The organism is Chryseobacterium sp. NFX27 (genome assembly GCF_049887855.1).
Classification (GTDB): Bacteria; Bacteroidota; Bacteroidia; order Flavobacteriales; family Weeksellaceae; genus Chryseobacterium.
In genome coordinates, this window is the sequence record NZ_JAGEKK010000006.1 from 235,249 (window position 1) to 261,601 (window position 26,353).

Genomic DNA, 26,353 nt, shown 5'->3' on the forward strand with positions numbered 1-26,353 from the left:
ATTTTGAATGAATCTTCGCGGCGGCTCCGCCGCCGCGAAGATTCATTCAAAATGGCGAGTAGTGAAAGCAGGTTCCCAGCTCCTAATTCACATGTACATAAAAACTTCCATCTTCCCCCTCCATCTTCCTACATTTTCACTATTTTTGCACATCAGACGTAAAAAAATTATGGCAAAGCAAGAAGATGTTTTCAAGAAAGTGATTTCTCACGCTAAAGAATATGGTTTTATTTTTCCTTCCAGTGAGATCTATGACGGTTTATCCGCTGTTTATGATTATGGACAGAACGGTGCCGAATTAAAAAACAATATCAAACAATATTGGTGGAAAGCTATGGTACAGCTTAACGAAAATATTGTCGGCATTGATTCGGCGATCCTTATGCATCCTACCACATGGAAGGCATCGGGCCACGTAGACGCTTTCAACGATCCATTGATTGACAATAAGGATTCTAAAAAACGTTTCAGAGCAGATGTTCTGGTAGAAGACTACTGCGCTAAAATTGAAGATAAAGAGAACAAAGAGATTGAAAAAGCGGCCAAAAGATTCGGTGAGTCTTTTGATAAAGATCAGTTTGTTGCTACAAATCCAAAAGTTTTGGAATACCGTGCAAAAAGAGAAGCTATTCTTTCTAGATTGGCAAAATCGCTGGAAAATGAAGACCTTGCTGACGTAAAAGCTTTAATTGAAGAGCTTGAAATTGCTGACCCTGATACCGGTTCTAAAAACTGGACGGAGGTAAGACAGTTCAACCTGATGTTCGGAACTAAACTGGGTGCTTCCGCAGATTCTGCGATGGATCTTTATTTAAGACCTGAAACTGCCCAGGGTATCTTTGTTAATTTCCTGAATGTACAGAAAACTTCACGTCACAGACTTCCTTTTGGTATTGCGCAAATCGGTAAAGCATTCCGAAACGAGATTGTTGCCAGACAGTTTATCTTCAGAATGCGTGAATTCGAGCAAATGGAAATGCAGTTTTTTGTAGCTCCGGGAACTGAACTTGAATTCTACGAACAATGGAAAACAAAACGTCTGAACTGGCACCTTGCTTTAGGTCTAGGGAATGACAACTACAGATTCCATGATCATGAGAAACTGGCTCACTATGCCAATGCTGCGGCTGATATTGAATTTAATTTTCCATTCGGATTTAAGGAACTGGAAGGTATTCACTCAAGAACGGATTTCGATTTAAAAGCTCATGAAGAGTTTTCAGGAAGGAAGCTTCAGTTCTTCGATCCTGAAAGAAATGAAAACTATGTTCCTTACGTTGTGGAAACATCGGTAGGTTTAGACAGGTTATTCCTTTCCATCTTCTCTCATTGTCTGAGAGACGAAGTATTGGAAGACGGTTCAGAAAGAACAGTTCTATCTTTACCTCCGGCTTTAGCACCAATTAAAGCAGCAATTCTTCCGTTAATGAAAAAAGACGGTCTTGCTGAATATGCTGAACAGATCTTCAATGACCTGAAATATGATTTCAACTTATTCTACGAAGAAAAGGATGCCATCGGAAAACGTTACAGAAGACAGGACGCCATCGGTACGCCTTACTGTATCACCATCGACCACGACTCTCTGACGGATCATACGGTAACGATAAGAGACCGGGATACAATGCAGCAGGAAAGAGTTCCTGTTTCAGAATTAAGAAGGATCATCGACGAGAAAACTAATTTCAGAAATTTACTTTCTAAACTATAAATTAAAAACTCCGTTATCGGTTTTTTTTGTTTCTCATCTATAACATAAACATCTGCGTTATCTGCTAAATCTGCGAGCTTTTAAAATTCTCTCACAGATTTAGCAGATAACGCAGATTTCTTTTTTTGGTATTTAAATTATTACATTCCTGTTTACTCGAGTTTTTATGAAGAAAATTAACTGTATCGGCGTATTCCTTAATTTGTTATTTTTACCAAAATATGCATGATGAAAAAATATATCTTCTGTTGTCTGGATTGTTCCAAACTCCGATACAGAAATTCAACAAAAAGAAAAATCCAATACAATTCGTTTGGAACAACTGAAATATTTCTCCATTTAATTACTATTTTAAACAAAAAATTTTATCCATGAAAAAAATATATTTTCTGCTCTTTGGATTATTCCAGACTTTATCCTATTCCCAGACACAAGACCTTACCACACTCGCAGCCGGCGACCATGTGGGAATGAATGCACTGTTCGATGACAAAGACAATCTTTACGGTTATGTTTCTCTTTATTCTTATGGAAAAGCAGGTGACAGGACCAAAAAATTCGAATATGTAATCCTGGATAAAAACCTTAACCCTGTTGCCAATAAAGAATTTGAAGGAGATATTACAGCCGGTTCTTATCTTGGGTATGTTGATTTTAAGGGACAGATCATTCTAAAGCCATCCATGATGGATTATTCACTGGTAAGAAGCAGGGAGGTTTTCACACCGGTTTCTATGGTGATAGATCCGAAAACCAATACCATCAAAAGAAAAATATACTACGATTATCTTGAGGACGGCACATTCAAGGAGATCAATGAGCCTAAAAACTGGAAAGCGCAGCGCAAGGAAAACCGCGAGGAGAAAAAAGAAAAAGGCTATAACTATGTTTCCGCTGTAGGAGAAGTAAAGGAAGGAGGCTATTTTGCCATAGAATATAAAGACTACGGAAAATATGTGAACAACAACAGCATCATTAAATTTGATGACAATAAAAAGGAGCTCTGGAGGTATAAATACAATACTGATGGCAGCAAAAAGGTTTTCTCCACATTGTCCGTTCTGGAAAGGGATGAAAATTATATGTACTGCATCATGAAAAAGGCAGACGATGATAAAAAATCCTTCAGCCTTGTGGTGATTGATATGAAAACAGGAAAAGAAACGGCGAATAAGCCTATCACGGGGCTTTCCGATACGACCATCGACCTCATCGACAGTTTTTCTTTGGGCTACGGCAGCAGCCTTGACAATGATAAGACATTTGATGATAAAATTGTTTTGCTGGGAAGAAATTTTACTAAGTATGATTTTATAGGCTATGCCAGAATGATGGTCAATAAATCCGATTTTACCGTAGATACAAAAGAAATTAATTTCAGGCCGGATTTTGCATCATTCCTTCCCAAGATCAACGCTAACGGTATGGTAGAAAGCGGTTATATGCTTCAGACTAAGGATATGTATTTCATGAATGACGGAAGCGTTGGGATTCTTACAGAAAAATACAAACCGGCAGGGCAATACAATGCACCTAAAACTACTGATCTTGTTTATGTTTATACAGATAAAGATTTCAAGATCAAAAATGTTCAGGTTTTTGAAAAGGAAAAAACAAAATGGGTGAACAGCGATTATCTTTTTTCACAATACCTCAACGGCGGAAAAGATGTGGTCTTCTTTTACCGGGATTATCAGAAGGATGAAGTCACCAGGCAGAAAAAGTGGAACCTTTTCATCAATACGGTTATTGACGGAAAGTTCAAACAGGAAATCATTCCTATTTCTGAGAAAGACAATTACGCTGTTACACCATATGTCGGAAAAGAAGGCTATATCCTTCTCCGTGAGTATAACGAAAAAGAAAAATTCAATAAAATACGTTTAGAAAAACTGAACTACTAAAAAAATAAGAATCCTGATCATGTATCAGGATTCTTTTATTTGATAGCTGCTCTGGTAAAAGTCTGCTATGTTCTTTATATCATCAAGACTCAGATTCCACATAAAGCTCAGGAACTGCTGATAGCTTTCACTCTGATTCTTGGGTTCAATTCTGTCCAGATAGCGGTTCAGATTATAATTTTTCCGGGCCTCATATATCTTCGAAAAGCATTTGCCCAGCCAGCCTTTATAGTATTTTTCCTCTTCACCGTCCTGCAGGAACTGCATGGACACATAAATTCCCAGCCCGTAATCTTCGGAGTGATAGTAATTGGGAAGAATTTCCATCCGGGCCATTTTATTTAATGTGGTAAATGGATCAGAAGATTTTTCAGATTCCACCGAAGTTTTAAGTTCCGGGAATGTTTTTTTCAGTCTTTCAATTCTTCGGGACATTTCGGGATGTGAGGCAAGGGAATCTTTATCCAGCTTTTCTTTGTAAAAATTATAATTGTACAGCGAGAAATCTTCTTTCTTCATCCACTTTTCATTGAAAGCCTGCTTCGGAAGATCAAAAAGTTTTTTATAGGTTTCCACCTTTAATTTACGGGGAGAAATCGTATCAAAATCCTGCAGCCGCTGAAGTGCATTCACAAATTCAGTTTTCTTAAAATCACTGTTTTTAAAGATTATGTAGCCCAGCGAATCTGCCTTCATTTCCTGCTTCCTTCTTTCCTCTCCTTTTCTGTAAGCCCTGTTTTTCAGGATATCGAAAGCTTTCTGATTTTGACTTTGGCTGCGTCTCTCTGTTGTTTCTTTCAGGTTCTGAACGGTCATTTTATCCAGCTGATTCTGTTCAATGATGTTTAAAAATGTCTTCAGCGAATGCTCATCTATTTTATGCCCTAATTCATGGGTGATGACTGCAGCAATCTGATCTTCGCTGTTCAGCCAGTTATAGAGTCCCATATTGATCACAAAAGTGCCGTCAGCAAGGCAGTAAGCATTGGGAGTATTGTCCCTTGCCACTAAAATTTTCAGGTCCTGGGGAATATTCGGATTATTTTTTCTGAGACGCTGGATCAGGCTTTTTATTTCAGTTTCAAATTCAGACTTGAAGATAAAATCTTTATTCTTTACCTGCTTTTCGAAATCAGTTCCGAATTCTTTATAAATTTTAGATAATTCCGAACCGGTCTTCCCGGAATACTGTGATCTTAATTTTTTAATAAAAACCTCGTTATTTCCGGCAAAACTTTTTAAAAATTCTTTTCTCTGCAAATAATCTGCAGTGTCAATCATTTTATAGGTCTGGGCAGCTCCCATTACCGAAAAAATGAAAAACACAAATACAATCAATTTTCTGGTCATATTTTTCATCATTAATTACAAAAATAGTTTATTTACCTTTTCTTTCTCATTTTCTTATCAAAATTATTCTAAATTTGTTTGAGACTGATTCTCACAACCATATGAAGGTATTAAAATACGTAATAGGCGGAGCCGCCACAGGTGCAGCCGCAGCTTATCTTTTGGGATACGACTATTTATTCAGTGGAATTTCCAAAACATATTTCAGGGGAAAATCAAGCGCTTATATCGACGATGGAATCCTGTTCCCCGGAAACCTTATCGCTACAAAAGATCCGGAGCGGTGGACAGAAGATCCGGAATATAATAAAAAGGAGCTTCCAGAGAATGTTATCGAGAATTTAAAGCATTCCAAAACAGCTGCTTTTGTTGTTATAAAAAACGGAAAAATCCTTCATGAACAGTATTGGGACGGCTATAACCAGCTTTCACAGACCAATTCTTTCTCTATGGCAAAGGCTGTTACTGTCATGCTGCTGGGAAAAGCTTTGGAAGACGGTATCATAAAAGATATTGATGAAAAACTTTCTGATTTTCATCCTGAATTTAAGGAGAAACAGTTCGGGAAGGATGTTACGCTTAAAAACTTAGCCCAAATGGAAGCGGGACTTGACTGGGATGAAGATTACAATAATCCTTTTCTGCCGAACGCAAAAGCCTACTATGGCAAAGATCTTATTAAAGCTGTCTTTTCAAGAAAGTTTAAAGAAGAACCCGGCACCCGATTTGAATACCAGAGCGGAACTACCCAGCTCCTTGGATTTGCGCTGAAGAAAGCTCTGAACCGTACATTGGCAGGCTACTTATCAGAAAAGTTCTGGATCCCGATGGGAATGGAACAGAACGCCTCATGGAGCACAGACAGTTACGGGATGGAAAAAACATACTGCTGCATCCATTCCAACGCAAGAGATTATGCGAAACTGGGACAGCTGTTTTTAGATAACGGGAAGGTAGGAGAACATCAGATCCTTAACCGGGATTTTATCGAACAGATGAGGACACCTACCGAAAAATCCAAAGAGATCTACGGAATGGGGCTCTGGATCAACCATGACAATCCTATTAAACATTACTATTTCCTGGGGCTGCAGGGACAATACATCATTATGGTTCCCGAGCATAATATGGTGATTGTAAGAACAGGAAGCTACAGAAATAACCCTAAAAATGACAGAGGAAGACCGGATCAGGTAAAATTTCTTGTCAACGAAACCGTATCGTTATTCCGATAAACCATGGAAAAGCACAACATAAAAGTCGATGAATACATTGAGAAATCTCCGGATTTTGCACAACCCATTTTAAATTATCTCAGGGAGACTATCCATGAATACTGTCCTGAAACAGAAGAAGCCATAAAATGGAAATTTCCCACTTTCATGTATAAAGGAAAGATTCTTTGCTCGATTACTTCTTTCAAGCAGTATTGCAGCCTCGGATTCTGGCTGCATCAGGAGATGAAAACTTTAAAAGAAATAAAAACAACAGCCAAAGAAAGTTCAATGTTCAGTTTAGGCAAACTCACCAAAATGGAAGACCTGCCTTCAAAACCTCAGCTTAAAAAGGCGATTAAAGAAGCAATGGAACTTACAGATATGGGTGTTACCATGAAGAAAGCGGCACCTTCCAAAGTAGAAACTGAAATTCCTGATTATTTCCAATCTGCTTTGAATGAAAATAAAGATGCCTTAGCCGTTTTTGAGAAAAAATCTCCTTCTTACAGAAAAGAATATATCAACTGGGTTACAGAAGCTAAAACTGAAACAACCAGAAATAAAAGAATGGAACAGTCTTTGGAATGGATAGCCGAAGGAAAATCCAGAAACTGGAAATACGAAAAAAAATAAACACAATAAAAAACAGATGGGAAAAAAAACTATATTCTTTCTCTTCCTTATATTTTCACATTCCCTATTCTCTCAAAAACAATTTGATTTTGAGAGACAGTATAAATATGCCCGGTCACTGGCTTCTAAAAACCCGGACAGCTCGGAAATTATCCTGAATACCATCATAGATTCTGCTCAGAGAAAAAACCAGCCGAATTATATTGCCAAAGCTTATTATCTGAAATCATTCAACAGCTATTTAAGATCGGATGCCAAAGGCAGTCTTGATTTTGCAGAAAAAGCACTGAAAATTTCCACTGAACACAGCTATGCCCCGGGAAAGGCACTTGCCCACAGGATGTTGGGAACACAATATGCAAAACTAGGGCTGTTAAAAGAAGCTTCGCAAAGCCTGAATAAAGGTTTGTCCGAAATAAAAAACGAAAATACAGATGAAGGCCATGAACTGAAGGGAATGATCTACAATTCTTTTCTGATCCTTTTTAATCAGAATGAATATCAAAAGAAAGAATCTTATTCTAAAAATGCAGTCCGGGAATTTCAGCAGATCAAAAATGTTCCCAGAAGAAATGAACTTCTGGTTTCTGCGTATACCAATCTGGGTTATAATTTGTCAGAAGTTAAAAAGTTTGAGGAAGCCCAGTCTTTTTTTGCGAAGGCTCTCGCACTGGTTGGGAATGATAATTATTATCTGAAATCCAATATTCTTCATGATATAGGATTCTCGTATTCACAACAGAACAAACAGGACAGTGCTGTTTCATATTTTCAGGAAGCTTTAAAAATTGCCAATCAATATGGTTTTACGGAAAAGAAAATAGAGATTACAAAAAATCTTGAGGAAGCCTACAAAAAATTGAAGGACCCTGAAAATGTTCAGAAATATAAATTAGAAAACCTTGAATTAAAAGACAGCGTTGCCTACAATCAGAAAATGGCTGTCAATAAAACCCTTGCCCAAAAGGAGGAGAATTTTGACAGCCAACTCATTAAAAGCCACAGTCTCTCAAAAGGCCTGATTGCGGCCTGTATCATGCTGCTTCTCGTTTTGGGAGCGGTTATTTTTTATATGATCAGTCTCCAAAAAAAACACAAAAAAACAGTAACCCAAATTTATAAGCAGGGAATTACCCCTGTTGCGTACGAAGAAGATCCTCATGAAACTGAAGATCAATCGGGAAACAGTATTCCGGCTGATATAAAAATTTCACCTGAAGCAGAGGAACACATTTTAACAGGCTTAAAGGCCTTCGAAGAGAACTTTGACTTTAACAACAAAAACATTTCACGTTACAACGTATCTAATACCCTGAATGTGAACACAAAATATCTTTCCGCAGTTATCAGAAAACACAAAAATTTCAATTTTAATCAATATATCAATCATCTGAGGATCAATTATATTGTTGATAAGCTAAAAAATGACCCTCAATACCGTAAATACAAGATCAATCATCTCGCAGAAATTACAGGATACTCCTCACACAGTGCTTTCTCTCTTGAATTCAAAAAAATAACGGGAATACATCCTTCTGCATTCATCAAAGCTCTGGAAGGAATATCGTAATTACTGTTCCGCTATGGTCAGGTTATTATAGCCTCCCGTATTATTCAGTGAGAAACCTGCTGTATTTAAGCCATTTAAATTGAACCAGATATACGGCATCAAACGCTGCCCTGCAGTCATATAAAAGGAAGCTGTACAGTTACTTCCTGCATCAATATTTCCGTTACTGTTTGAAGACATGGTATTCACGCACTTTACGGTATTTACAATATTGGCCGGAAGCACTCCTGCTGTATTGTCATACAGCTGCCAGATTGCTTCTATCTGAATGGGGTTCAAAGGATCTGCTGTATAATTAATAGCAAGAGGAGCCAGATCTGTAGTAAAAGTAGCAACATAAACTCCGTTCCGCGGTGCTGTAAAAATTCCTGTAGAAGCATTAAAACTGCTTCCGGAGCTGCTTTCAAAAGCTTTCGTCCAGCCTACCAGATAATTACTTGCCCGGTTCTGCAGTCCTGTAGTCGTGGCTGCAGCAGGAGAAGCCAGCTTTACTGTATTATCCGTTTTTGCAGCGATAACAATAACCTTATTGGCTACTGGCTGAGCGGTAAGCAGGGGAAGCCACTGGTTGCCGTTGGAATATTCCATTCCGGTATTGTAGCGAACGGCGCCTTCGTCTGCCGCTGCTGCTGTAAGTGAAGAGGTTCCAAAACCGATTGCTCCGTCCCCGGAATTTCTGGCATCTACTTTTACAGCCGGGCTGTGTGTTCCCGCTCCTATTCTTCCGGTGTTTGTAATCAAAACATCATTAGCCTGCTGGGCAGATGTAAATGAAGATCCTGATACTGGGTTGTCCTTTTGTCCATCTGTATGAAGAATTCCTACTGGATTTGGTGTATTAACCCCAACCTGTGAAAGTGCAAAATTGAAGTTCAAGGCTAAAATTATTATTAAATATTTTTTTTTCATCATTCCTGTTTTTATAGTCCGAAAATACTTAGAGAAGTCAGTGAGCCATCCACGTCTAATGTTTTTGCAGTTCCTAAAGCCTGGTTGAGGCTTACCGTGATATTGTCTCCTTTGTTAAGGTTAAAAATCCCGGAACAGTTCCCTGCAACGCGGTTGGAAAGGGAGTTGGTCCCCGGATAGCTTCCTACACATTTGAAAACTTTATTGGTCGCTGAAGAGGTGGAGTTCGTCTGAATGAGGGTTTCATATCGTGCATCATTGGCAATAGTCCCGGAAGCCAGTGAAAATGTGAAAGAGACAATATATACTCCGGCTTTGGAAGCAATAAAAACTCCCGTTCCTGAATTAAAACTACCGTTAACATCTGTCTTTTTTGTCCAGTTAATAACAGCTGCCTGTGTTCCGCTGGTAAAACTCTGTGCCGAAGAGTTTTCAGCATCTACGAAATCGCTGGTGGCTTTATGTGCCAGCGTGACCCATGAAGTCCCATTGGAATAGCTTAAATCCTGTGTTCCGGAATTGTACCTCATCGCGCCTGCTTTTGCTGCAGAAGCAGTCTGTAATGTTCCGCCAATACCTATGGCATTCACGCGTTCAGCGGATCTTAAATCCAGTCTTACTTTGGGTGATTTGTTTCCAGCTCCCATATTTCCTGAAGAAGTAACGACTACATCATCATAATAGCTGGCCGGAACTGCCGAAGCCGTATTTTTTTTTCCGTCTACATGAAGTATTGCTTCGGGAGCAGACATATTGATTCCTATCTGTGCTTTAATAAACAGACTTCCACCCATCATTAAAGCAATTGCTAATCTTTTTTTCATATCAAGTGTGTTATTGTTCTACGATGGACAGATTTACAAAACCGTACTCATTACTGGCCGGGGTAGTATCTGTCCGCAGGCTTAAGCTTCCGTTATATACCGACTGGTAAATCTGGGGCTGGAAGGTATCTCCTTTATTGAGCTGCACTCCCGCCACGCATGAACCTGCAACCTGTGCCTGTTTTGAAGTATTCGAAAAAGATTTTACGCATTTCTTAACAACAGTATTTCCGTTCACAACGTATCTCGCTTCGGAAAAATATCCTGAAACAATAGGGATTCTTACAAAATCATAGGTAAAAGAAATTAAGTAAACACCGGTTCTTGGTGCTGTGAAAACGCCTGTTCCGGGAGTGAAATTAGCAGTAGGATCAGAAACTTCTGTCCATGCAGAGATTCCTGTAGAAACCTGATAAGGAACTTTAACGGCAAAATTAGCCGCCTGGAGATTGGCTACTACAACAGCCTTTGTAGGAGAAGAAATAAGATCCTGCCAGACAATTCCATCTGAATACTGCATTTTCCCTCCATTCAGAGGATTATATCTCATCGCTCCTGAGCCTGCCACAGAGGCTGTCTGGGTAGTCTCGCCTATCCCGATGGAGTTCTCTGTATTAGTAGCGGATCGTGCATCTATTTTTACTGCTGGAGTAAGAGTTCCCACGCCTATTTCTCCGTTGGCGGTGAACACCACATCATTAGCTGCCTGGGCAGCCGTTGGAATTCCGGAGGCAGGATTGTCTTTGGCACCATCGGTATGCAGTACGGCTTGAGGATTTGATGTATTTACACCAACTTGAGCATTGGTAAAACTCATCAAAAAACATCCTCCAGCCACTACACTTTTCATCAGTGTGTTTGTTTTTTTCATGTAATTTGTGGTTTTTAGAATGTGAAAATTCTTCTGCAAAGATAGATTGAAGTGAATCATCTGTACAATACACAGATTAACCAACAAAGCTTAAATAATTGATAATGTTACAATTACAAGCATTTAAACCATATCAAAATTCGGAATTTTAATAAATTATGATGGCAAAATTCAAAAAAGCGTGGATTTTTTTAACCAGGAGTTATATTTATAAGAAATGTTTGAACATTAATGAAACCTGAAATTGGCTTCAGGAAGTGTGTTATTTTTTAAGAAGGCTTCGTATTCGGGAGAAAGCCTGGCCCGTCCGAAGGTATTCTCTCCACTCATGCTTCCGAGACGTACTTTATCTTTCCCGAATTTTTTATTCATGGCATCCATTGCTCTCATCACGGGAAGATGCTGGTTTTGGGTATCTTCTTCAAAAAGGCTGATCAATCTTTCATTTTCAGGAACAAAATCATTGACGATAACTCCTGCTCTTTTGTAATGGAACCCTTCTCTGTAAATAGCCTCAAAAAGCTCGTTTACCACCCGGCCTATCAAAATAGAGGAATTGGTAGGGTTAGGAAGGATCTGCGTCATTGCATTTTTATATTCGGGAAGATCTTTTCTGAAGCGATTGGTCTGGACAAAAACGGTCACCATTCTGCAGCATGTATTTTGCTTACGGAGTCTTTCGGAGCAATACATCCCAAAGGTTTCCACACGCTCCCGGACTTCTTCTTTTTTAGTAAGCATTTCCATAAAGCTTCGGGTAACGGCAATTGACTTTTTAGGAGATGGGCTGTCTAATTCCAGCTGGCGGATTCCTTTCAATTCATTGATCATTCTTATGCCGTGGATCCCCATGATTTTCCGAACCCACATTTCAGGTTTCTGGAGAAGGTCCCAGGCTTTATAAACACCATTGTCCTGCATTTTTGCGGCAAGCTTACGTCCTATTCCCCAGACATCACCTATATTGAGCCATTTCAGGGCTTTTTCAATTTTTTCAGGGGTGTCAAGGGTATAAACTCCGTCAAACTGATCCGGAAATTCTTTTACGATCCTGTTAGCGACTTTGCACAACGTTTTGGTAGGGGCAATGCCTATGCTTACAGGGATATTTTCCTTATTCCAGATTTCATTTTTAATCTTAAGACAATAATCCCGGATATCTATATACTTAAAGCCTGAGAGTTCAAGAAACAGCTCATCAATACTATATACTTCATATTCCAGGACGTAGGACCTTGAGATGTCAATAACGCGTTGGCTTTTGTAATTATAGAGTTCAAATTTCGCAGAGAAACTTTTTACATCATGCTGCTTGAAAAGATCTTTATATTTGAAAGCAGGAGCCGCCATCGGAATACCCAGATCTTTTGCTTCTTTGCTTCTGGACACCACGCATCCGTCATTATTGGAAAGCACCACGACCGCTTTCCCCTCAAGAGAGGGGTCCAGAGTTCTCTCGCAGGAAACAAAAAAGTTGTTGCAATCTACTAAAGCATACATGAGAGTAGTGATCAATTTAAGGCAAAATTACATTTAAAAAAATAATTATCATCCTTTACCTTAAATATTAACAAGATATTTAACACCCTGACTATTATATAGTTAATTTTATTTAAATACGTCACATTTTGTCGCATTACCTTTATAATTTGCACACCCTAAACTTCATTTTAAATCATCTTCAGCCATTCTTCCTCCTGGCGGATGGCTTCTTCATTAATGGAGAGATGTCCATATTGGGTTCTGAAAGATACTGTCTCTGGCTTTTGAGCATTTCAACAAAAATTATTTTGTATTTGACTTAAAATTTATTGGATTGAAAAAAAGCTGACCATTGATTTTGCACATTAATTTTAAAATACCATCTATTATTTGGGTATAAGGTTGCATGAAAATTTTTATATTTAAGATATATTTTTTATTTAATAATTTCATTAAACACGTCAAGTTCCGTCGCCCTTAACCTATACTTTTGTTTCATAGAATAAATAATAATGAATCATGGATAAAGTAACGTCAGAAAGAATAAATAAGCTTCACCCTTCTGTAAGAGATGAAGTAAGGCAGATCATAAAAGAATGCGATGAAGCCCTTACCGGAAGAGCTAAAGTAAGAATCACTCAAGGCCTGAGATCTTTTGAAGAGCAGGAAAAACTATACGCCATCGGAAGGATTACATCCGGAAAAAAAGTAACAAACGCCAAAGCCGGTCAGAGTATCCATAATTACGGACTTGCTGTTGATATCTGCCTGATGATCGACGGAAAAATAGCAAGCTGGGATACGGTGAAAGACTGGGACAATGACAGGGTAGCCGACTGGTACGAATGTGTGAAAATTTTTGCAAGACACGGCTGGGACTGGGGCGGTAACTGGAAAACCTTCAGGGACCTTCCCCACTTTGAAAAAAAGAATATCCAGACCAAAAAAGGACTGGTGAAAACAAGCTGGCGAATATTATCCAAGATGCCAAAAGATAAACAAAATTACATCCTGTTTTAATTCCCTTTTAATTGAAAATAATTATAATACGACAAGTTCTGTCGCTTCCCCGGCCTACCTTTGTTTTGTAAGAAAATGTTAGTTAACTGAGACCTCAAATACTGAAACCAGCATCCGCTTTTAAAGGCAGAAAGTTGGTTTTAGTTGTCTCAGGACCTTAATTTTTCTTTTAAAAACCAACAAAACATCACATGAAAAAGACAACCATTCTTTCTTTGGACGGGGGCGGAATAAGAGGTATTATCACCTGCATTATTCTCCGCTACATAGAAGAGCAGCTTCAGTATCATGATACTCCGGGCGCCAAACTCGGTGATTATTTTGATCTGGTTGCAGGAAGCAGTACAGGAGGACTAATTGCTTCTATTATTCTATGTCCCGATGAACACCGGAAGGCAAAATATTCTATCCAGAAAGGGCTAGAATTATATGCTGAAAAGGGAGGCGACATCTTTCAGGTTTCTTTTTGGGAAAAGCTGGTCAATCCATTTGGCCTGCTTAATGAAAAAATTTCTCAGGATGCACTTGAAAAAAATTTGAATGACTTTTTTGGAACTTTAGAACTTAAAGAATTTATAAAACCATGTTTAATAACCAGTTATGATATTGAAAACAGAAGAGCAAAACTCTTTAATTCCTGGGAGGCTAATCTGAGTACGGATAACTTTTATGTAAAAGATATCTGCAGGGCGACAGCAGCAGCGCCTACTTATTTCAGTCCGGTGCAGATCAAATCGATGTACGGGCAGATCTTCAGCCTGATTGATGGCGGTATGTTTGCCAATAATCCTGCACTTTGTGCTTATGCAGAAGCCAGAAAAATTCCTTTTGCAGAAGTATTGAAGAATCATCAGAAGGCCAATCATCCCGGTGTAAATGATATGATCATGGTTTCTATCGGAACGGGTATTGAGGCGAAGCCTTATTCTTTCAGAAAACTTCAAAAGTCAGGAAAAATAGGCTGGGTGAATCCAATCATCGATATATTAATGTCTGCCAATGCAGAAACTGTAGATTATCAGCTTTGCCAGATGTTTCAGACTTTAGGCCAGCGAAACCAGAAAAATTATTACCGTCTGAATCCTTCGTTAAAAAATGCATCTCCGGCAATGGACAATGTCAGAAGATCAAACATTGAAAACCTGATTCAGGCAGGATTGAGCTATATTGATGATAACAGGGAAATTCTGAACCAGATTGTACAGAAGCTGATCAAAAATAAAATATAAGCTATTTGCCTTATAAAGGACCCATATAAGCTAAATAGCTAATATTTAAAAATGTAAAAAGTTTTTAAAATACGTCAAGTTTTGTCGTCTTCTCCCGCTACATTTGGAGTATAAACAAAGACACAAAAAAAACAATCATAAAAATTTTAAAAAGCCTTTGAATTCAACATTTATCAATGCTGGACAGCCAGAAATATGTTCACAACATCACCTCAACCTTAAAACACAAAATATGCAAACACCAGATCACAATTCAGATATTCTTTTCGATGAAGATCTCTATACTATTGAATGGAGCGATATTGAACATGCTGAGATGGACTATGAAAACTATCTCAATGACATTGAAAGCTTTTTCAGGGAAGACTTTGAAGACGCTATTCCTGAAGAAAATATATACTAAATAAATTTAATACGACGAGTTCTGACGCTGCCCGGAATTATCTTTGAAACACCAAATCAAGACATCCTACAGTATCCTATAATCATTCAAATACACCTTTGAATCTATCATTCACAAAATGCCGGACAGCCAGAACTATGTCTAAAAATCTATAAAAAATATGGAAATGTAATTGTAAGGTGGAAATGCAGTCAGTAACCACTAAAAAAATAAGACTAAAAACCTGAAGAGATTTTAATAAAAAACTCTTCAATTATAACTATTAATTAACAAAATCACACAATTTATTATGAAGACAAAAGAAGAATTAAGGCTTTTATTCGAGAACGGAGACAAGCCTATACAGGAAGATTTCTGGGCCTTGCTGGACTCTTACTGGCATAAGGACGAGAAAATCATTCAAGATTCTATTGAAAGTATTGAAAAAGTAGTTCCATTTCTCACCGAAGCCGGATTACTTGGCTCAGCAGTAGTAGTTACTATTCCTGCCGATACAAAAAAAATCCTTCCTGCTGGTTTCATCTATACAGGAATGTCATACCAAATCATAAAAGTGCTTTTCAATGAAGGACTTGAAGAGATAGGAGGATCTGCATTTTCCGGACAAAACATTAAAAGTATCAGAACTCCATCGACATTAAAAACCATAAAAGGACAGGCCTTTTTTGATCAAAGAAATAATATTAACGGCTCAGATGGATTAGAAGAAATCATTCTCAATGAGGGTTTAACAACCATTGAAAGTCAGGCGTTTTACTGCCCCAGAGTAGCCTATGTTGAAGATTTACACATTCCCAGCACAGTAACAACTGTAGGACCAAATGCATTTGCCATTCCCTCGCTAAAAACAGTTTCTGCTCCGGCTGGGCTGGATCTGAGTAATGCCGGAATTCCTGCAACAGCCATAATCACCTATAGATAAAATATTTATGAAAACAAAACAAGAACTAAGGCTCTTATTCGAAAACGGAGACAAGCCTGTACAGGAAGAGTTCTGGGAATGGCAGGAATCTTACTGGCATAAAAACGAAATGATCCCGTTAAACCAGATTGCAAACATTGATGCCTTAAGCGTTGAAGGTCTATTAGGAAATATAAAAACAGGAGGAGTTCGGGATTGGGTTCTGGGTTCCTACAAAACTGGTGAAGTTGTCAGATATCTTGGTGTTTTATGGAAAGCTAAAATAGATATTACAAGTGCAGTTCCAGGTAATAATGCTAACTGGGAGGTTTATTTCCCATTTCTTAAGTCCCCTGGTATTTTTACATCACATTCAACTACTTTGACGATTAACGTTGTTACTAACACAGTTACTTTAATTGGTACTTCAACAAATAAAATCATTACAAATCAAGGTGTATTTAATGTTCGAGCGCAGTCTGTTGATACTTCGGCTAATCCAGCATATTATGCGATTGTCTATAATACCTTAAGTACAAATGCAAGAGCAGTTACAATTTATAATAATGCTGCAGCACCCCTGGAGGTTAATGATTATGTTTTATTTTATGTATTAAATCTAAATTCAACATTGCAGGATGTTTTTGGAGCTAAAGGGTACACTTTAATCAATACAACAGGAACAACTGCTTACCCAATAAAGCCTGTAGCAGTTGCTGATGTTTTATATAATAAAATATTTTCAACCTGGCAAGAATCGAGAACTTCAGATGAAAAATTTTGGCTTAGTAAAGCAATTTTGGATGCTGAATTCTATAATGTAAAAGATAATACGGTTGTTACATTATATGGACTGGGAAAAAATGTTACAACTACTAATTCATACCTAGGTTTTATTTATGCAGAAACAGGTAAGCCCGCACTGTTCCTGTACGCAGATGAATTTAATAATGCATTCTCTATGCCTTATGATCCTGTATTGCATTCTGGAGTAAAAACGTATTATCTCAGATCAGGCACTAAAAGGGAATCCAATACAACAATATATGGAAAAGTAACGATTGACTGGTCTCAAGTTCCTAATCAGAAAAGAGTGGTTGAAAGTAATTCAGGCGTAATCAATAATAGTAATTTAAGCAGGACATTATATCAAAAATCAGAAGCCTTTAATAATCCTTTAGGGTTTGTAAAGTTTGCACGGTCCCGTAGTTTCAATGATTATTATTCTGCGCCAATACTAGAGAGTTATGCGGGTGCGGATGGGTCCGGAATTCCCAAAGTGCCCTATCAGGATTGTAGAGAATGGGCATTAAAATGGGATGAACTTGTCACCAATGTTCCGCTGGGATATTCAGTTATTAAGCAGACACTTACAACTGATGTTCCTACAGACACAAATACTGAGGGAAAATTACCAATTTACGGTTATACTTTTTCACCTAACAAGTTAACCGCCGGAGACCCTACAGGAAACAATGCTCAGACACTGCCACGAATTATTTTAAATTGCTCAATTCATGGCTTTGAAAAGACACCTTCATTTGTTGCTTACGAATTCATGAAACAAATTCTCACGAATTGGAAATCTCATCCTTTTTTAGAGTATTTGCGATTTAACGTTGAATTCGTGATTATACCGTTCGCAAACCCGCATGGATGGAACGCTGGATCCGGTGCAGGAACCCGCAAGAATTTTAACTTGGTTGATCTAAATAGGAATTTTCCGGCATTCTGGGCAGGCGGTGGCACTTCTGCTGACTCTACATATCCTGGTCAAGCGGCATTATCAGAAATTGAATCCCAGGCAATATATACATTCATGCAGGAAAAAATCACATCAAACACGATAATGGGTTTGGATTTCCACAATTTTCACGGCACACCTCAGGCAGATCCGAAAAATTATAATATGGCGTGGGTTGTGAATCTTGGCTCCGAATTAGGTCAAAGTTCCGCAAATGTTTTAATAAAGGAACTGTCAGCAAAATACAAGGCTAAATCTTTACTAATTCCACAGTCCGATGATTATTACATTGGACAATCGAATAATTATAACGGCCCTGGCTTTAGTGGTTCTGCAATGAAATCTCTGGGCGCTTTATATGCTTCAACGTTTGAGGTTTGTCAGAACTTCCGATTCAATACTGCTTTTAAAAGCCATGATAGTGATGCTATTACTTTTGGACTTGAAACATTTACGAACTATCTAAGAATTTTTCTAGCTGAGCATTTGGATGAATATAACAGAACAAAATAAAACTATAAAAATCTATTAATACATATTATATCTGTTTTTAGGACAAATGCATTCAATATCCTATTTCTAAACTGTATTCGACCTATCAGATTAGAAGTAATGGCTGGAATTCCTGCAACAGCAACCATAATACGCTATGTAGATATATAACAAAAATTCAAAATGAAAACAAAACAAGAACTAAAACAATATTTCGAAAACGGAGATATCCCAGTACAGGAAGAATTCTGGGAATGGCAGGAATCTTACTGGCACAAGGATGAAAAACTTCCTTTGGACAATATTAATTATGACTTTTCTCAAAAGGCAGATGCCAACGCTTCCAATATAAGCCCGCAAAATGCCCAGCTCTGGAAAGAAAAAATAGAAACACAGACATCAATTCAGAATCCGGAACTGAATGGAAATATTTTAACGGTATTTTACACCGGAGAGAATGGTGTGCAGCAAAGTAAATCGGTAGATTTAAGCACTTTGGCAACCAATAATATCCATATTGAGAATGCAGAGTATGATGCCTCTCAAAATATCATTACCATTACTCAGAGTGACGGATCTTCGTTTCCGATCAATCTTTCTGAATTTAGTATTGTCCCAACGACAAATGTAGACGGAACTGTTTCTTTGGCTCAGGAAGGTGTCGAAAAAGTAAAAATACACAAAGTTGGTATTTCAGGCAGCTATAATGATTTGACAGATAAACCTGCTAATAATAATGCTGATACTTTACAGCAAGTTATTGATCGCGGGAATACAACGACAAAACCGCTTATATTCAATACCGATCAGGGAAGAGCTGGCGAATTGGGATTTAACAAGAATACTTATTCACATTATTGGGGAAACATCAACGAAGCCCATACAGGAGTTTATGGTTTAGGTATTGGCTATAATACATTGTCAAAATTAACGACAGGTTCAAATAATATCGCACTTGGTTCTTATGCTTTAAATGAAGTAACCACAGGAAGGTGGAATACAGCAACAGGCATTTCAAGCGGAGCCAAGCTTACAACAGGAGATTTTAATGCTTTTTTTGGAACTCAGGCGGGAACTGAAACAACAACCGGAACCGGAAACACTTATATCGGAGATGAGGCAGGAACCAAAAACATAACAGGAGCCAATAATACCGCTCTCGGTATAGGAGCCGCTTATTCTTTAACAAATGGAACTAAAAACACATTTTTAGGAGCATTTTCCGGAAATATTTATGGTAAAGCAACGGGTTCCGGAGCATGGAACTGTAATACTGTCATAGGCTATAATGCCGCATCAACTACCCATGCAATGGGCGTGTGGGGAGATAATAATGTAGTTATCGGCTGTAATGCTCCATTAGGGGGCTCTACATCAAATAAGCTGGTTATTGACTCTTATACAACACCTCAAAGGCATGATATGGTAACGCCCTTCATTTATGGTGATTTTGCTGCAAGAACTTTGAATTTTGATGCTGTAATTACAGCTAGAAGGACACCTCTCGCCGACAGCACTTACTCAAGGGTCGCGGTAATGAACTCCAATAATACCATTGGTTATAAAAACCTTTCAGACTTTCAGAATTACCTTCCTATTTCAGGAACGGAGATAAATAAGCCTGTTTCAGGACATATACAATTTGAGAGTGGCGACGGACCAGAATATGAAACTCTTTTGTATAAAACAAATGTTATAGACGGAGTCCAAAATCAGGTAGGCTTTTTCCCAAATGGAGTCTTGATTACTTCAAGCAGTTTGGATTATGCTCAGATGTCAAAAGTAGATGTCAGCAAAGAAGATGGCGTTTTGGCAGCAGCTTATGGTGCAAAGATGTCTTTAAGTACCACAGGAGCTTCTTTAATGAATTTTTCCGGTTCTGAAGCAAAAGGAATTCTTGTCGGCAGCAATTCTGACGAACCTGTTTTAGTTGAACATCAAGCAACAAATCCAAGAGGTTTAAGTTCTAAAACTTATTTTGGAGATAACGCCCAAAAAAATGATTACATCCAAAAACAGTATGCAGACAAACAGCATTCCTACACTACCAAAGAAGAATTAACAGGCGGAACATGGATCAACGGCAAGCCGGTTTACAAAAAAACCTTGTTTGTAGACCAAATTCCGAGAACCGGCGAAATTGATTTCAAAATCGAATTTCCGGATATTGAAACCATTATTTCCAATGAGATGTTTACAGACTGGCAGGCAATAGATGCCTCTTTTGCAGGTAACCAATGGCGAACAAAAGTTTATATCACAATCGAAAGACGAATGGCGAAAATTGAGTTAATAAATGAGCCTGATTATGATTATTCTGTCATTGATTCATTTGCCCTGACCCTTGAATACACAAAAAAATAAATCATTAAAACAAAATATTAAAATGGCAACAAACAATGCACCAACAATGTCCGCATTTACTGTAGGAGAATCCTTAGTAGGCGAAGGCATTATTAACTATAAAGCAACAAATAATATGAGTACAGCAAGCAATGCATCACAAACGCTTTTCAGATTCGTCAGTTTGAGAAACCCTCAATTAACTGAGACTAAAGATAAAAACCTGGGATTTATCCACAGACCCAAAGGGGCAACAGGTATTTTTGATACTGCAGTTGCAGGAAGACCTGCCAAATCTACCAAATTCGGAGAAATGAAGAGAGCTGCCGGTGGATTTAACAATGTGGGATTTGAAACTGAAAAGAAAATCGAAGAAGGAGTATATAAAGACCTTCTGGCTATTGGGAGAAAACTTTCTAAAAGAGAAACACTGGACAGTAATGACTGGACTTATGTAACAGATTATTACAAAAGTCTTATTGACGCCAATAAAAATCTTAATCCTGAAGGAATTAAAACCTTCACTCTTCTTTGGAATAACTTTATTTATCAGATCGTTACTCAGGGAGATTTCTACATTAAAGAAGCAATCAGCCATGTTCTGATGGCAGTTCAGCTTGGTTTTGCAAACATCCAAGATCTTACTGATCCGGAAATCATCAGGGTAAATGGCGAAAAACCATTAGAAAAAGCGATGAATGGAAAAGTAATATTACCAACATCTTTATTTTCAGAAGATCATTCGGAAACATCTTTTTCAGCTTCGGCCACAGCATCTGAAGCTTCCGCTCCGGTCTTGGGCGCAAAAACCCTTCAAAGATTGGAATCTGAAGCAAGAACCTTATTGACAGCCAGCAGAGCGATCCACAGAAAAGAAGGTTTGAGCAAGCTGAATACTGAATTGGAAAAACTTCAGAAAAAGTATCACAAAGCCCGTTATGAGGCATACCAAGACGGCTATTCCAAATATATGGATGAAAACAGGGAACGTATAGATCTCTATGATAGAAAGTTGGCCGAAGTAGAAAGCAAAATCACCCTGGAAACTCCGGAAGAAGAAAAAGAACGTTTGTATAACAGCTTAAAGGAATATGAAGTTCCATCTTTTGTATTTTTATTCAGAAATGAAATTGATTTAGAAGATTTGCAGGCAAAACTTTCCCCGGAATCTTTCGATCTTTTTGTTGAGCTTTTTTCAGAATTTGATGCAGAAAAAGTATCTAATGTTCCTGCTACAGAAAAAGTTCAGCTTCTCTCTGACAACACATTAATGATTGGTGACCAGACCATTATCCTTGATGATGAAATACAAAGCTATGCTGATGCTTTGCTTGTTGTACAAAACAATATTTCCTCATCAATGGAGACCGCTCTGCAAAACAGCCCTCTTCTGGAGCAGCAGTATGCAAATATCGGTGGAGCTTCAGTTCCCCTTATTCAGAATACTTCCAGAACGCCTATGGCATATAGTTTATATGCACACAACTCTTTCAGGCTGTCCGGCAGTAGAGGATTTGTTAATTTTTCTTTTGAAGTTGAAGATGTTTCGTGGAGTGTTGCCAATGCCAAAATCATTGCCACCACAGACGCTGCCGGAACTTTTGAAGAAAACTACAGCAATCTTCAGGTCATTGATAATAAAATCACGCTACCGACATCTTTAGTAGATAAGTTCCGAAACAGCTTTAACTTCAGAATAGAAATCATTTTTGATAACGGAAGTCAGGCATACGGAGACATTCCTGTACAATATCCAAAAGAAGACCTAAACCTCACCGGAATGCTTACCCTGAAACGTGCTGTAGTTGAAAACCCTGGTGAACCAGAACCAGTGACAATCCAGAAACGTAAAAATTTCGGAATCAAAAGACTCGGAGTTGCAGATTATCAGAAAGTAGTCCAAAGTCTTCACGCGTATGTTCCAGGAGAAGTTTCGAATATTGAAAACGTTATGGCCAGCGAATTGAGACATAAGTCTTCCATTGCCAGAGATTATTCTGAAATTACAGATACCACATCCAAATCTGAAGAAACTGAGAAAATTTCCGATACTTCAAAAACCTCCAGAACAGACATGCAGACTGAGGTTGCCAAAGAAATTGACAAACAGCAAAGTATTACTGCCTATACAAGATTCAGCTATGGAAATGATAATGCCATGAAGTTTGAAATCGGAGCTGACTATGCCAATAATACAGCGCAGCATGACAGCACAAGACAGGCTATGATGAAGTCTCAGGAGATTACGGAAAGAGCAATGGAAAGAGTTCTTACCAAAATTTCCGAAGAAAGAGTGCAAAAAATCATCAAAGAATATACGGAAACCAATGTTCATGAATTTGACAATAGAGGAAAAGCTCTTACAACCAATCTACCGCCACAGCACATTACAGGAGTTTACAGATGGGTAGATAAAAAGATGAAAAACCAGATCTACAACTACGGTAAACGTACCATGTTTGAATTTATGGTCCCTGAGCCTTCAAGATTACACCGTCTGGCTCTTACTGTTGCTAAAGCTCAGGTGCTTACTGCTCCTGTAGATCCTAGAAAAGCTCCTGAACCATGGTATATGCCAGATCCAAAATCTGCAACGATAGTACAGATCCAGCATTGGGCACAGATTTACGGAGTAAATTTAGAAGCTTTTCCAGAGGCTACCAAGCAAGTTATATATAATGCTGCAAGTGTACCTCAAACCAATGATGATTTTGGAATAGATAATTGGCAGATTGGCATACCTGATAATTATGCTGGAAAAAATGCAAGTTTCAGCTGCAGATCATCCCGAAACAGAGGTGGTGGATGGGATGGGTCCCGGTATTCCGAGGTATTCTGCTCCAATTTAAAAGGAGATATGATTGGCCGATCTGAACGTGGTGATATTAATTTTGACGAAGGATCATCCGGTCTCAATGTAACCGGCCCTGTATCTTTCCAGGTGAGAGGACATAATGTTAAAAATTACAACATAAAAGTAACGGTAAATTGTGAGCTGAGTGATGCATACATCAACAACTGGAAAACCGAAAGTTTCAATGCCATTATTAAAGCGTATGAAGAAGCTTATGCAAAATTCCAGGAGGAGCAGGCAAGATTAGATGCAGAACAGAAAGAAAAAGAGGCACAGGCTAAAGAAAGACAAGATCATTTCTACCGTTATATGGAGCATGATGTATTAAAGCACAACTGTATTGCATATCTGCTGCAGGATTACCTTACTACATTAGGGCAGGCAACAACAAACGGAGCGGATGATAAAACAACCATGGATAACTTCCAGGTATACCTGAATGAAAACCTGGATAAATATACCGCCCTTGCCAAGTTTATGGAACAGGCATTTGAATGGGAAATCATGGATTATACCTTCTATCCGTACTATTGGGCTAACCGTAAGAGCTGGCAGGAATTCTACCTGAGTGAAAGCATGGATCCTTTGTTCAGAAGCTTCCTACAGGCAGGTATGGCAAGAATTATCGTTACCGTAAAACCAGGCTTTGAAAACGCCGTACAATTCTTCCTGGAAACAGGTCTTATCTGGAATGGCGGTGAAGTTCCGGTAATCGGAGATCCAATGTACATGAGTATTGTGGATGAAATGAGACAGCCAACCGGAGAAGCCCAAGGTAAATACTGGATTACCAGACTGCCTACTACACTTACCATTCTTCAGGACAAGTCTACAGGACTTCCGGTGGATCAGCCATTGCCTATTTTCCCGGAAACTGATCCGAAAAATTGTGAAAATCCTTCGGAACTTGAATTTGAAACAAGTTTCAGGTTAGATGAAGAGGCACAGTTATCACATAGTGATGAGCCTACAACATTACCAAGAGAATTAACATCAATATTTAAATAATAACAAAATGAGGCGGCTATTTACGCCGCCTCATTTACTAAATCAAAGAATTATGTATAATTATAGACCAATAGGTATTTACAGTGCAAAAACAATGGCCGATGAAGAAAGAGATGACAGAAAAAAGAGAGATTTTTTTGAAGATTCTGTGGATGATCAGCAACAGAAAAAGAAGAATGTAAACTTAATAATAGCTTTAGAGGCTGATGGAAAAGCACAATTTGATGACACCTATAATACAATATGGGAAGTCAGACATATTCCAAGTTTTGCTAATTATGAAAGTTTTGTTGATCTTGCAAAGAGATTTCATTTTAAAAATATTATAATAGTGCATCATGGTAATGCTTTTTCAGACCATACTTATCCCGATAGTACAAGAGTAGTTTTAAATGCTAATTTTTTATCTATTTTAACAAAATCTTACGATAATTTACCAAAAAAAGAATTGATCTCAATTGACAATCAATTCTTTGAAGATCTTAGAAAAGAGACTGAAAAATATTTTAATGGAGGTTTACTTTTAAAAGAAGTAAAGTCGTATATTAGTCTTCGTTTGTTATTTAGCCAGATGTTGGATAATGCTAATTTCTTTTCTGTTGCTTGTGATGAGGCAGATGATAGAGATTTTTTAACAGAATTGGCAAAGTTAACCAATAAAAAAATGAAAATTTTTGCAAATTCCAATTTCACTAGAATTGAAACAAGTAGATATTTCCCTCCAACTAATCCATTTGTTAGAGATTTTGGATCAATTTTGAATGAATATCTTACTCTCCCATCTTCATGGTTAAGTGATGATGGATGGTATTATTTTGATACAGCAAGTAAAAAGCAAATAGTTACAAAAAAAGATCTATGGCTTTATAGTATGCATAAAAGCAAGATATATGATCTTTTTGAAAGAAAGAAAAACTTTACACCTTCACAAGTACAAAAAATTAATGACAATCAATTATATCATTCTAAAAAATTTGAAAAAGCTTATATACAGCACGAAGGAAAAGCTCAATATGACTTATTAATAACCCAAATCATTAAAAGAAATCCAGAGTTAACACCTAAAAAAAAATAAAATGAAATCTTTAATATATTTTTTAATTTTTCCAGTTTGCTTTTACACACAGAATATAAAATCCAACTTAGACGATGCCAGGCTAATTAACTGTAAAAAAAAATGTAAAATATTTTCTGAAGAGCTGATTGATAAGAAAAACAATAATTCCTCTACACCTTCATATATGTTAGGAAAGCCACACTATCTTAAAATGTTTAATATTTCATTAAAAAATCGCCTAAAAATTTACCCTTTTAATGAATATGACTCCATTTATATAGCAACTCCCATATTTATAAAAGAGCTGGAAGAACCTAGAAATTATATAGAAGGAAAATATCATAACTCAGTCAGGATGTTAACTGAAGACGAAAAAATAGAATTATCAGATATTCTATTCAATTATCATAAAACTTATGATTTATATCGTATAGTTGAAAGAAATACAATTGGTTGTGATTGTGTACAATTGAAATATCCAAAAATTATTCTATTATTTAAGAAGGCTGGACAATTTAAAAAATATATTGCTTTTCCAGATGATGGGTGGAATAGATACGATTTTACCGATGAAGAATACCAAAATTTTGACTGGTCAGAGGAAAAAGAGAATATGATACTAAATATGTTTAAGAAAGATATTCTTCCAAATCAAAAGAAAAATTAATACCAAGAGGCTGTCTCAAAAGTGAGACAGTCTTTTTTGGAGTTGCTAACTTTGTTAGGACACGATTCTTATACTCTTTAACTTTAAGAGTATGAAAAAGATCAGAAAAAATTACAGTCTAGAGTTTAAGATCCAAGCAGTATCTTTAAGTGAGCAGCGAGGCA

General features: G+C 37.6%; 19 protein-coding genes. 14 read left to right on the top strand and 5 right to left on the bottom strand.

Annotated elements, in window-relative coordinates; translation table 11 throughout:
* Positions 1–169: 169 nt before the first annotated feature.
* Positions 170–1,711 carry a glycine--tRNA ligase gene (locus tag J4Q03_RS09195; RefSeq protein WP_426047896.1) on the top strand — a complete coding sequence of 514 codons (1,542 nt, stop codon included), beginning with the start codon at positions 170–172 and terminating at the stop codon, positions 1,709–1,711.
* A gap of 371 nt (positions 1,712–2,082) precedes the next feature.
* Positions 2,083–3,615 (top strand): hypothetical protein, encoded by a 1,533-nt coding sequence (locus J4Q03_RS09200; RefSeq protein WP_426047897.1) that lies wholly within the window; start codon positions 2,083–2,085, stop codon positions 3,613–3,615.
* Positions 3,616–3,639: 24 nt separating this feature from the next.
* Here the strand turns inward: J4Q03_RS09200 and J4Q03_RS09205 are convergent, their stop codons facing one another.
* Entirely contained in the window at positions 3,640–4,965 is a 1,326-nt protein-coding gene (locus tag J4Q03_RS09205; RefSeq protein ID WP_426047898.1) for a M48 family metalloprotease, read from the bottom strand.
* 101 nt (positions 4,966–5,066) lie between these two features.
* Here J4Q03_RS09205 and J4Q03_RS09210 point away from each other — a divergent pair, with 101 nt between their 5' ends.
* The 3 genes from J4Q03_RS09210 to J4Q03_RS09220 are packed head-to-tail and all read left to right on the top strand — an operon-like array spanning position 5,067 to position 8,385.
* Complete coding sequence (locus J4Q03_RS09210; protein ID WP_426047899.1) at positions 5,067–6,200, top strand: serine hydrolase domain-containing protein; 1,134 nt, start codon at positions 5,067–5,069, stop codon at positions 6,198–6,200.
* A gap of 3 nt (positions 6,201–6,203) precedes the next feature.
* On the top strand, positions 6,204–6,815 hold the full coding sequence (locus J4Q03_RS09215; protein ID WP_426047900.1) for a YdeI/OmpD-associated family protein: 612 nt from the start codon (positions 6,204–6,206) through the stop codon (positions 6,813–6,815).
* A gap of 16 nt (positions 6,816–6,831) precedes the next feature.
* The gene (locus tag J4Q03_RS09220) at positions 6,832–8,385 is read left to right on the top strand and encodes a tetratricopeptide repeat protein (protein WP_426047901.1); all 1,554 of its coding nucleotides are present in this window, start codon (positions 6,832–6,834) and stop codon (positions 8,383–8,385) included.
* Here the strand turns inward: J4Q03_RS09220 and J4Q03_RS09225 are convergent, their stop codons facing one another.
* From J4Q03_RS09225 to J4Q03_RS09240, 4 genes are all read right to left on the bottom strand, one after another.
* Positions 8,386–9,297, bottom strand: coding sequence for a hypothetical protein (locus J4Q03_RS09225; RefSeq protein WP_426047902.1), 912 nt, complete (start codon positions 9,295–9,297; stop codon positions 8,386–8,388).
* 8 nt (positions 9,298–9,305) lie between these two features.
* A complete protein-coding gene (locus J4Q03_RS09230) occupies positions 9,306–10,118 on the bottom strand; it encodes a hypothetical protein (protein ID WP_426047903.1) in 813 nt (270 codons plus the stop codon).
* A 10-nt stretch (positions 10,119–10,128) separates the two neighbouring features.
* Positions 10,129–10,989: a hypothetical protein gene (locus tag J4Q03_RS09235; protein ID WP_426047904.1), complete on the bottom strand. Its 861-nt coding sequence runs from the start codon at positions 10,987–10,989 to the stop codon at positions 10,129–10,131.
* Positions 10,990–11,217: 228 nt separating this feature from the next.
* Entirely contained in the window at positions 11,218–12,489 is a 1,272-nt protein-coding gene (locus tag J4Q03_RS09240; RefSeq protein ID WP_426047905.1) for an SOS mutagenesis and repair protein UmuC, read from the bottom strand.
* A gap of 501 nt (positions 12,490–12,990) precedes the next feature.
* Between J4Q03_RS09240 and J4Q03_RS09245 the strand changes: the two genes are divergently transcribed.
* From J4Q03_RS09245 to J4Q03_RS09285, 9 genes are all read left to right on the top strand, one after another.
* Positions 12,991–13,491 carry a M15 family metallopeptidase gene (locus J4Q03_RS09245; protein WP_426047906.1) on the top strand — a complete coding sequence of 167 codons (501 nt, stop codon included), beginning with the start codon at positions 12,991–12,993 and terminating at the stop codon, positions 13,489–13,491.
* Positions 13,492–13,682: 191 nt separating this feature from the next.
* Positions 13,683–14,720: a patatin-like phospholipase family protein gene (locus J4Q03_RS09250; protein ID WP_426047907.1), complete on the top strand. Its 1,038-nt coding sequence runs from the start codon at positions 13,683–13,685 to the stop codon at positions 14,718–14,720.
* A 232-nt stretch (positions 14,721–14,952) separates the two neighbouring features.
* Positions 14,953–15,123, top strand: coding sequence for a hypothetical protein (locus J4Q03_RS09255; RefSeq protein WP_426047908.1), 171 nt, complete (start codon positions 14,953–14,955; stop codon positions 15,121–15,123).
* A 289-nt stretch (positions 15,124–15,412) separates the two neighbouring features.
* Entirely contained in the window at positions 15,413–16,045 is a 633-nt protein-coding gene (locus J4Q03_RS09260) for a leucine-rich repeat domain-containing protein (RefSeq protein WP_426047909.1), read from the top strand.
* 7 nt (positions 16,046–16,052) lie between these two features.
* The gene (locus tag J4Q03_RS09265; protein WP_426047910.1) at positions 16,053–18,281 is read left to right on the top strand and encodes a M14 family metallopeptidase; all 2,229 of its coding nucleotides are present in this window, start codon (positions 16,053–16,055) and stop codon (positions 18,279–18,281) included.
* A gap of 162 nt (positions 18,282–18,443) precedes the next feature.
* A complete protein-coding gene (locus tag J4Q03_RS09270) occupies positions 18,444–20,624 on the top strand; it encodes a hypothetical protein (RefSeq protein WP_426047911.1) in 2,181 nt (726 codons plus the stop codon).
* A 22-nt stretch (positions 20,625–20,646) separates the two neighbouring features.
* Positions 20,647–24,465, top strand: a complete 3,819-nt coding sequence (locus J4Q03_RS09275) for a hypothetical protein (protein ID WP_426047912.1) — start codon at positions 20,647–20,649, stop codon at positions 24,463–24,465.
* Between the two features lie 52 nt (positions 24,466–24,517).
* Positions 24,518–25,540: a hypothetical protein gene (locus J4Q03_RS09280; protein WP_426047913.1), complete on the top strand. Its 1,023-nt coding sequence runs from the start codon at positions 24,518–24,520 to the stop codon at positions 25,538–25,540.
* A gap of 1 nt (position 25,541) precedes the next feature.
* Positions 25,542–26,189 (top strand): hypothetical protein, encoded by a 648-nt coding sequence (locus J4Q03_RS09285; RefSeq protein WP_426047914.1) that lies wholly within the window; start codon positions 25,542–25,544, stop codon positions 26,187–26,189.
* Positions 26,190–26,353: the final 164 nt, after the last annotated feature.

Coding starts and splice junctions, on each gene's coding strand:
- J4Q03_RS09230 (WP_426047903.1), bottom strand. CDS start 10,118: ATGAAAAAAAGATTAGCAATTGCTTTAATGATGGGTGGAAGTCTGTTT.
- J4Q03_RS09270 (WP_426047911.1), top strand. CDS start 18,444: ATGAAAACAAAACAAGAACTAAAACAATATTTCGAAAACGGAGATATC.
- J4Q03_RS09215 (WP_426047900.1), top strand. CDS start 6,204: ATGGAAAAGCACAACATAAAAGTCGATGAATACATTGAGAAATCTCCG.
- J4Q03_RS09225 (WP_426047902.1), bottom strand. CDS start 9,297: ATGATGAAAAAAAAATATTTAATAATAATTTTAGCCTTGAACTTCAAT.
- J4Q03_RS09255 (WP_426047908.1), top strand. CDS start 14,953: ATGCAAACACCAGATCACAATTCAGATATTCTTTTCGATGAAGATCTC.
- J4Q03_RS09260 (WP_426047909.1), top strand. CDS start 15,413: ATGAAGACAAAAGAAGAATTAAGGCTTTTATTCGAGAACGGAGACAAG.
- J4Q03_RS09280 (WP_426047913.1), top strand. CDS start 24,518: ATGTATAATTATAGACCAATAGGTATTTACAGTGCAAAAACAATGGCC.
- J4Q03_RS09275 (WP_426047912.1), top strand. CDS start 20,647: ATGGCAACAAACAATGCACCAACAATGTCCGCATTTACTGTAGGAGAA.
- J4Q03_RS09285 (WP_426047914.1), top strand. CDS start 25,542: ATGAAATCTTTAATATATTTTTTAATTTTTCCAGTTTGCTTTTACACA.
- J4Q03_RS09235 (WP_426047904.1), bottom strand. CDS start 10,989: ATGAAAAAAACAAACACACTGATGAAAAGTGTAGTGGCTGGAGGATGT.
- J4Q03_RS09220 (WP_426047901.1), top strand. CDS start 6,832: ATGGGAAAAAAAACTATATTCTTTCTCTTCCTTATATTTTCACATTCC.
- J4Q03_RS09195 (WP_426047896.1), top strand. CDS start 170: ATGGCAAAGCAAGAAGATGTTTTCAAGAAAGTGATTTCTCACGCTAAA.
- J4Q03_RS09200 (WP_426047897.1), top strand. CDS start 2,083: ATGAAAAAAATATATTTTCTGCTCTTTGGATTATTCCAGACTTTATCC.
- J4Q03_RS09245 (WP_426047906.1), top strand. CDS start 12,991: ATGGATAAAGTAACGTCAGAAAGAATAAATAAGCTTCACCCTTCTGTA.
- J4Q03_RS09250 (WP_426047907.1), top strand. CDS start 13,683: ATGAAAAAGACAACCATTCTTTCTTTGGACGGGGGCGGAATAAGAGGT.
- J4Q03_RS09240 (WP_426047905.1), bottom strand. CDS start 12,489: ATGTATGCTTTAGTAGATTGCAACAACTTTTTTGTTTCCTGCGAGAGA.
- J4Q03_RS09265 (WP_426047910.1), top strand. CDS start 16,053: ATGAAAACAAAACAAGAACTAAGGCTCTTATTCGAAAACGGAGACAAG.
- J4Q03_RS09205 (WP_426047898.1), bottom strand. CDS start 4,965: ATGACCAGAAAATTGATTGTATTTGTGTTTTTCATTTTTTCGGTAATG.
- J4Q03_RS09210 (WP_426047899.1), top strand. CDS start 5,067: ATGAAGGTATTAAAATACGTAATAGGCGGAGCCGCCACAGGTGCAGCC.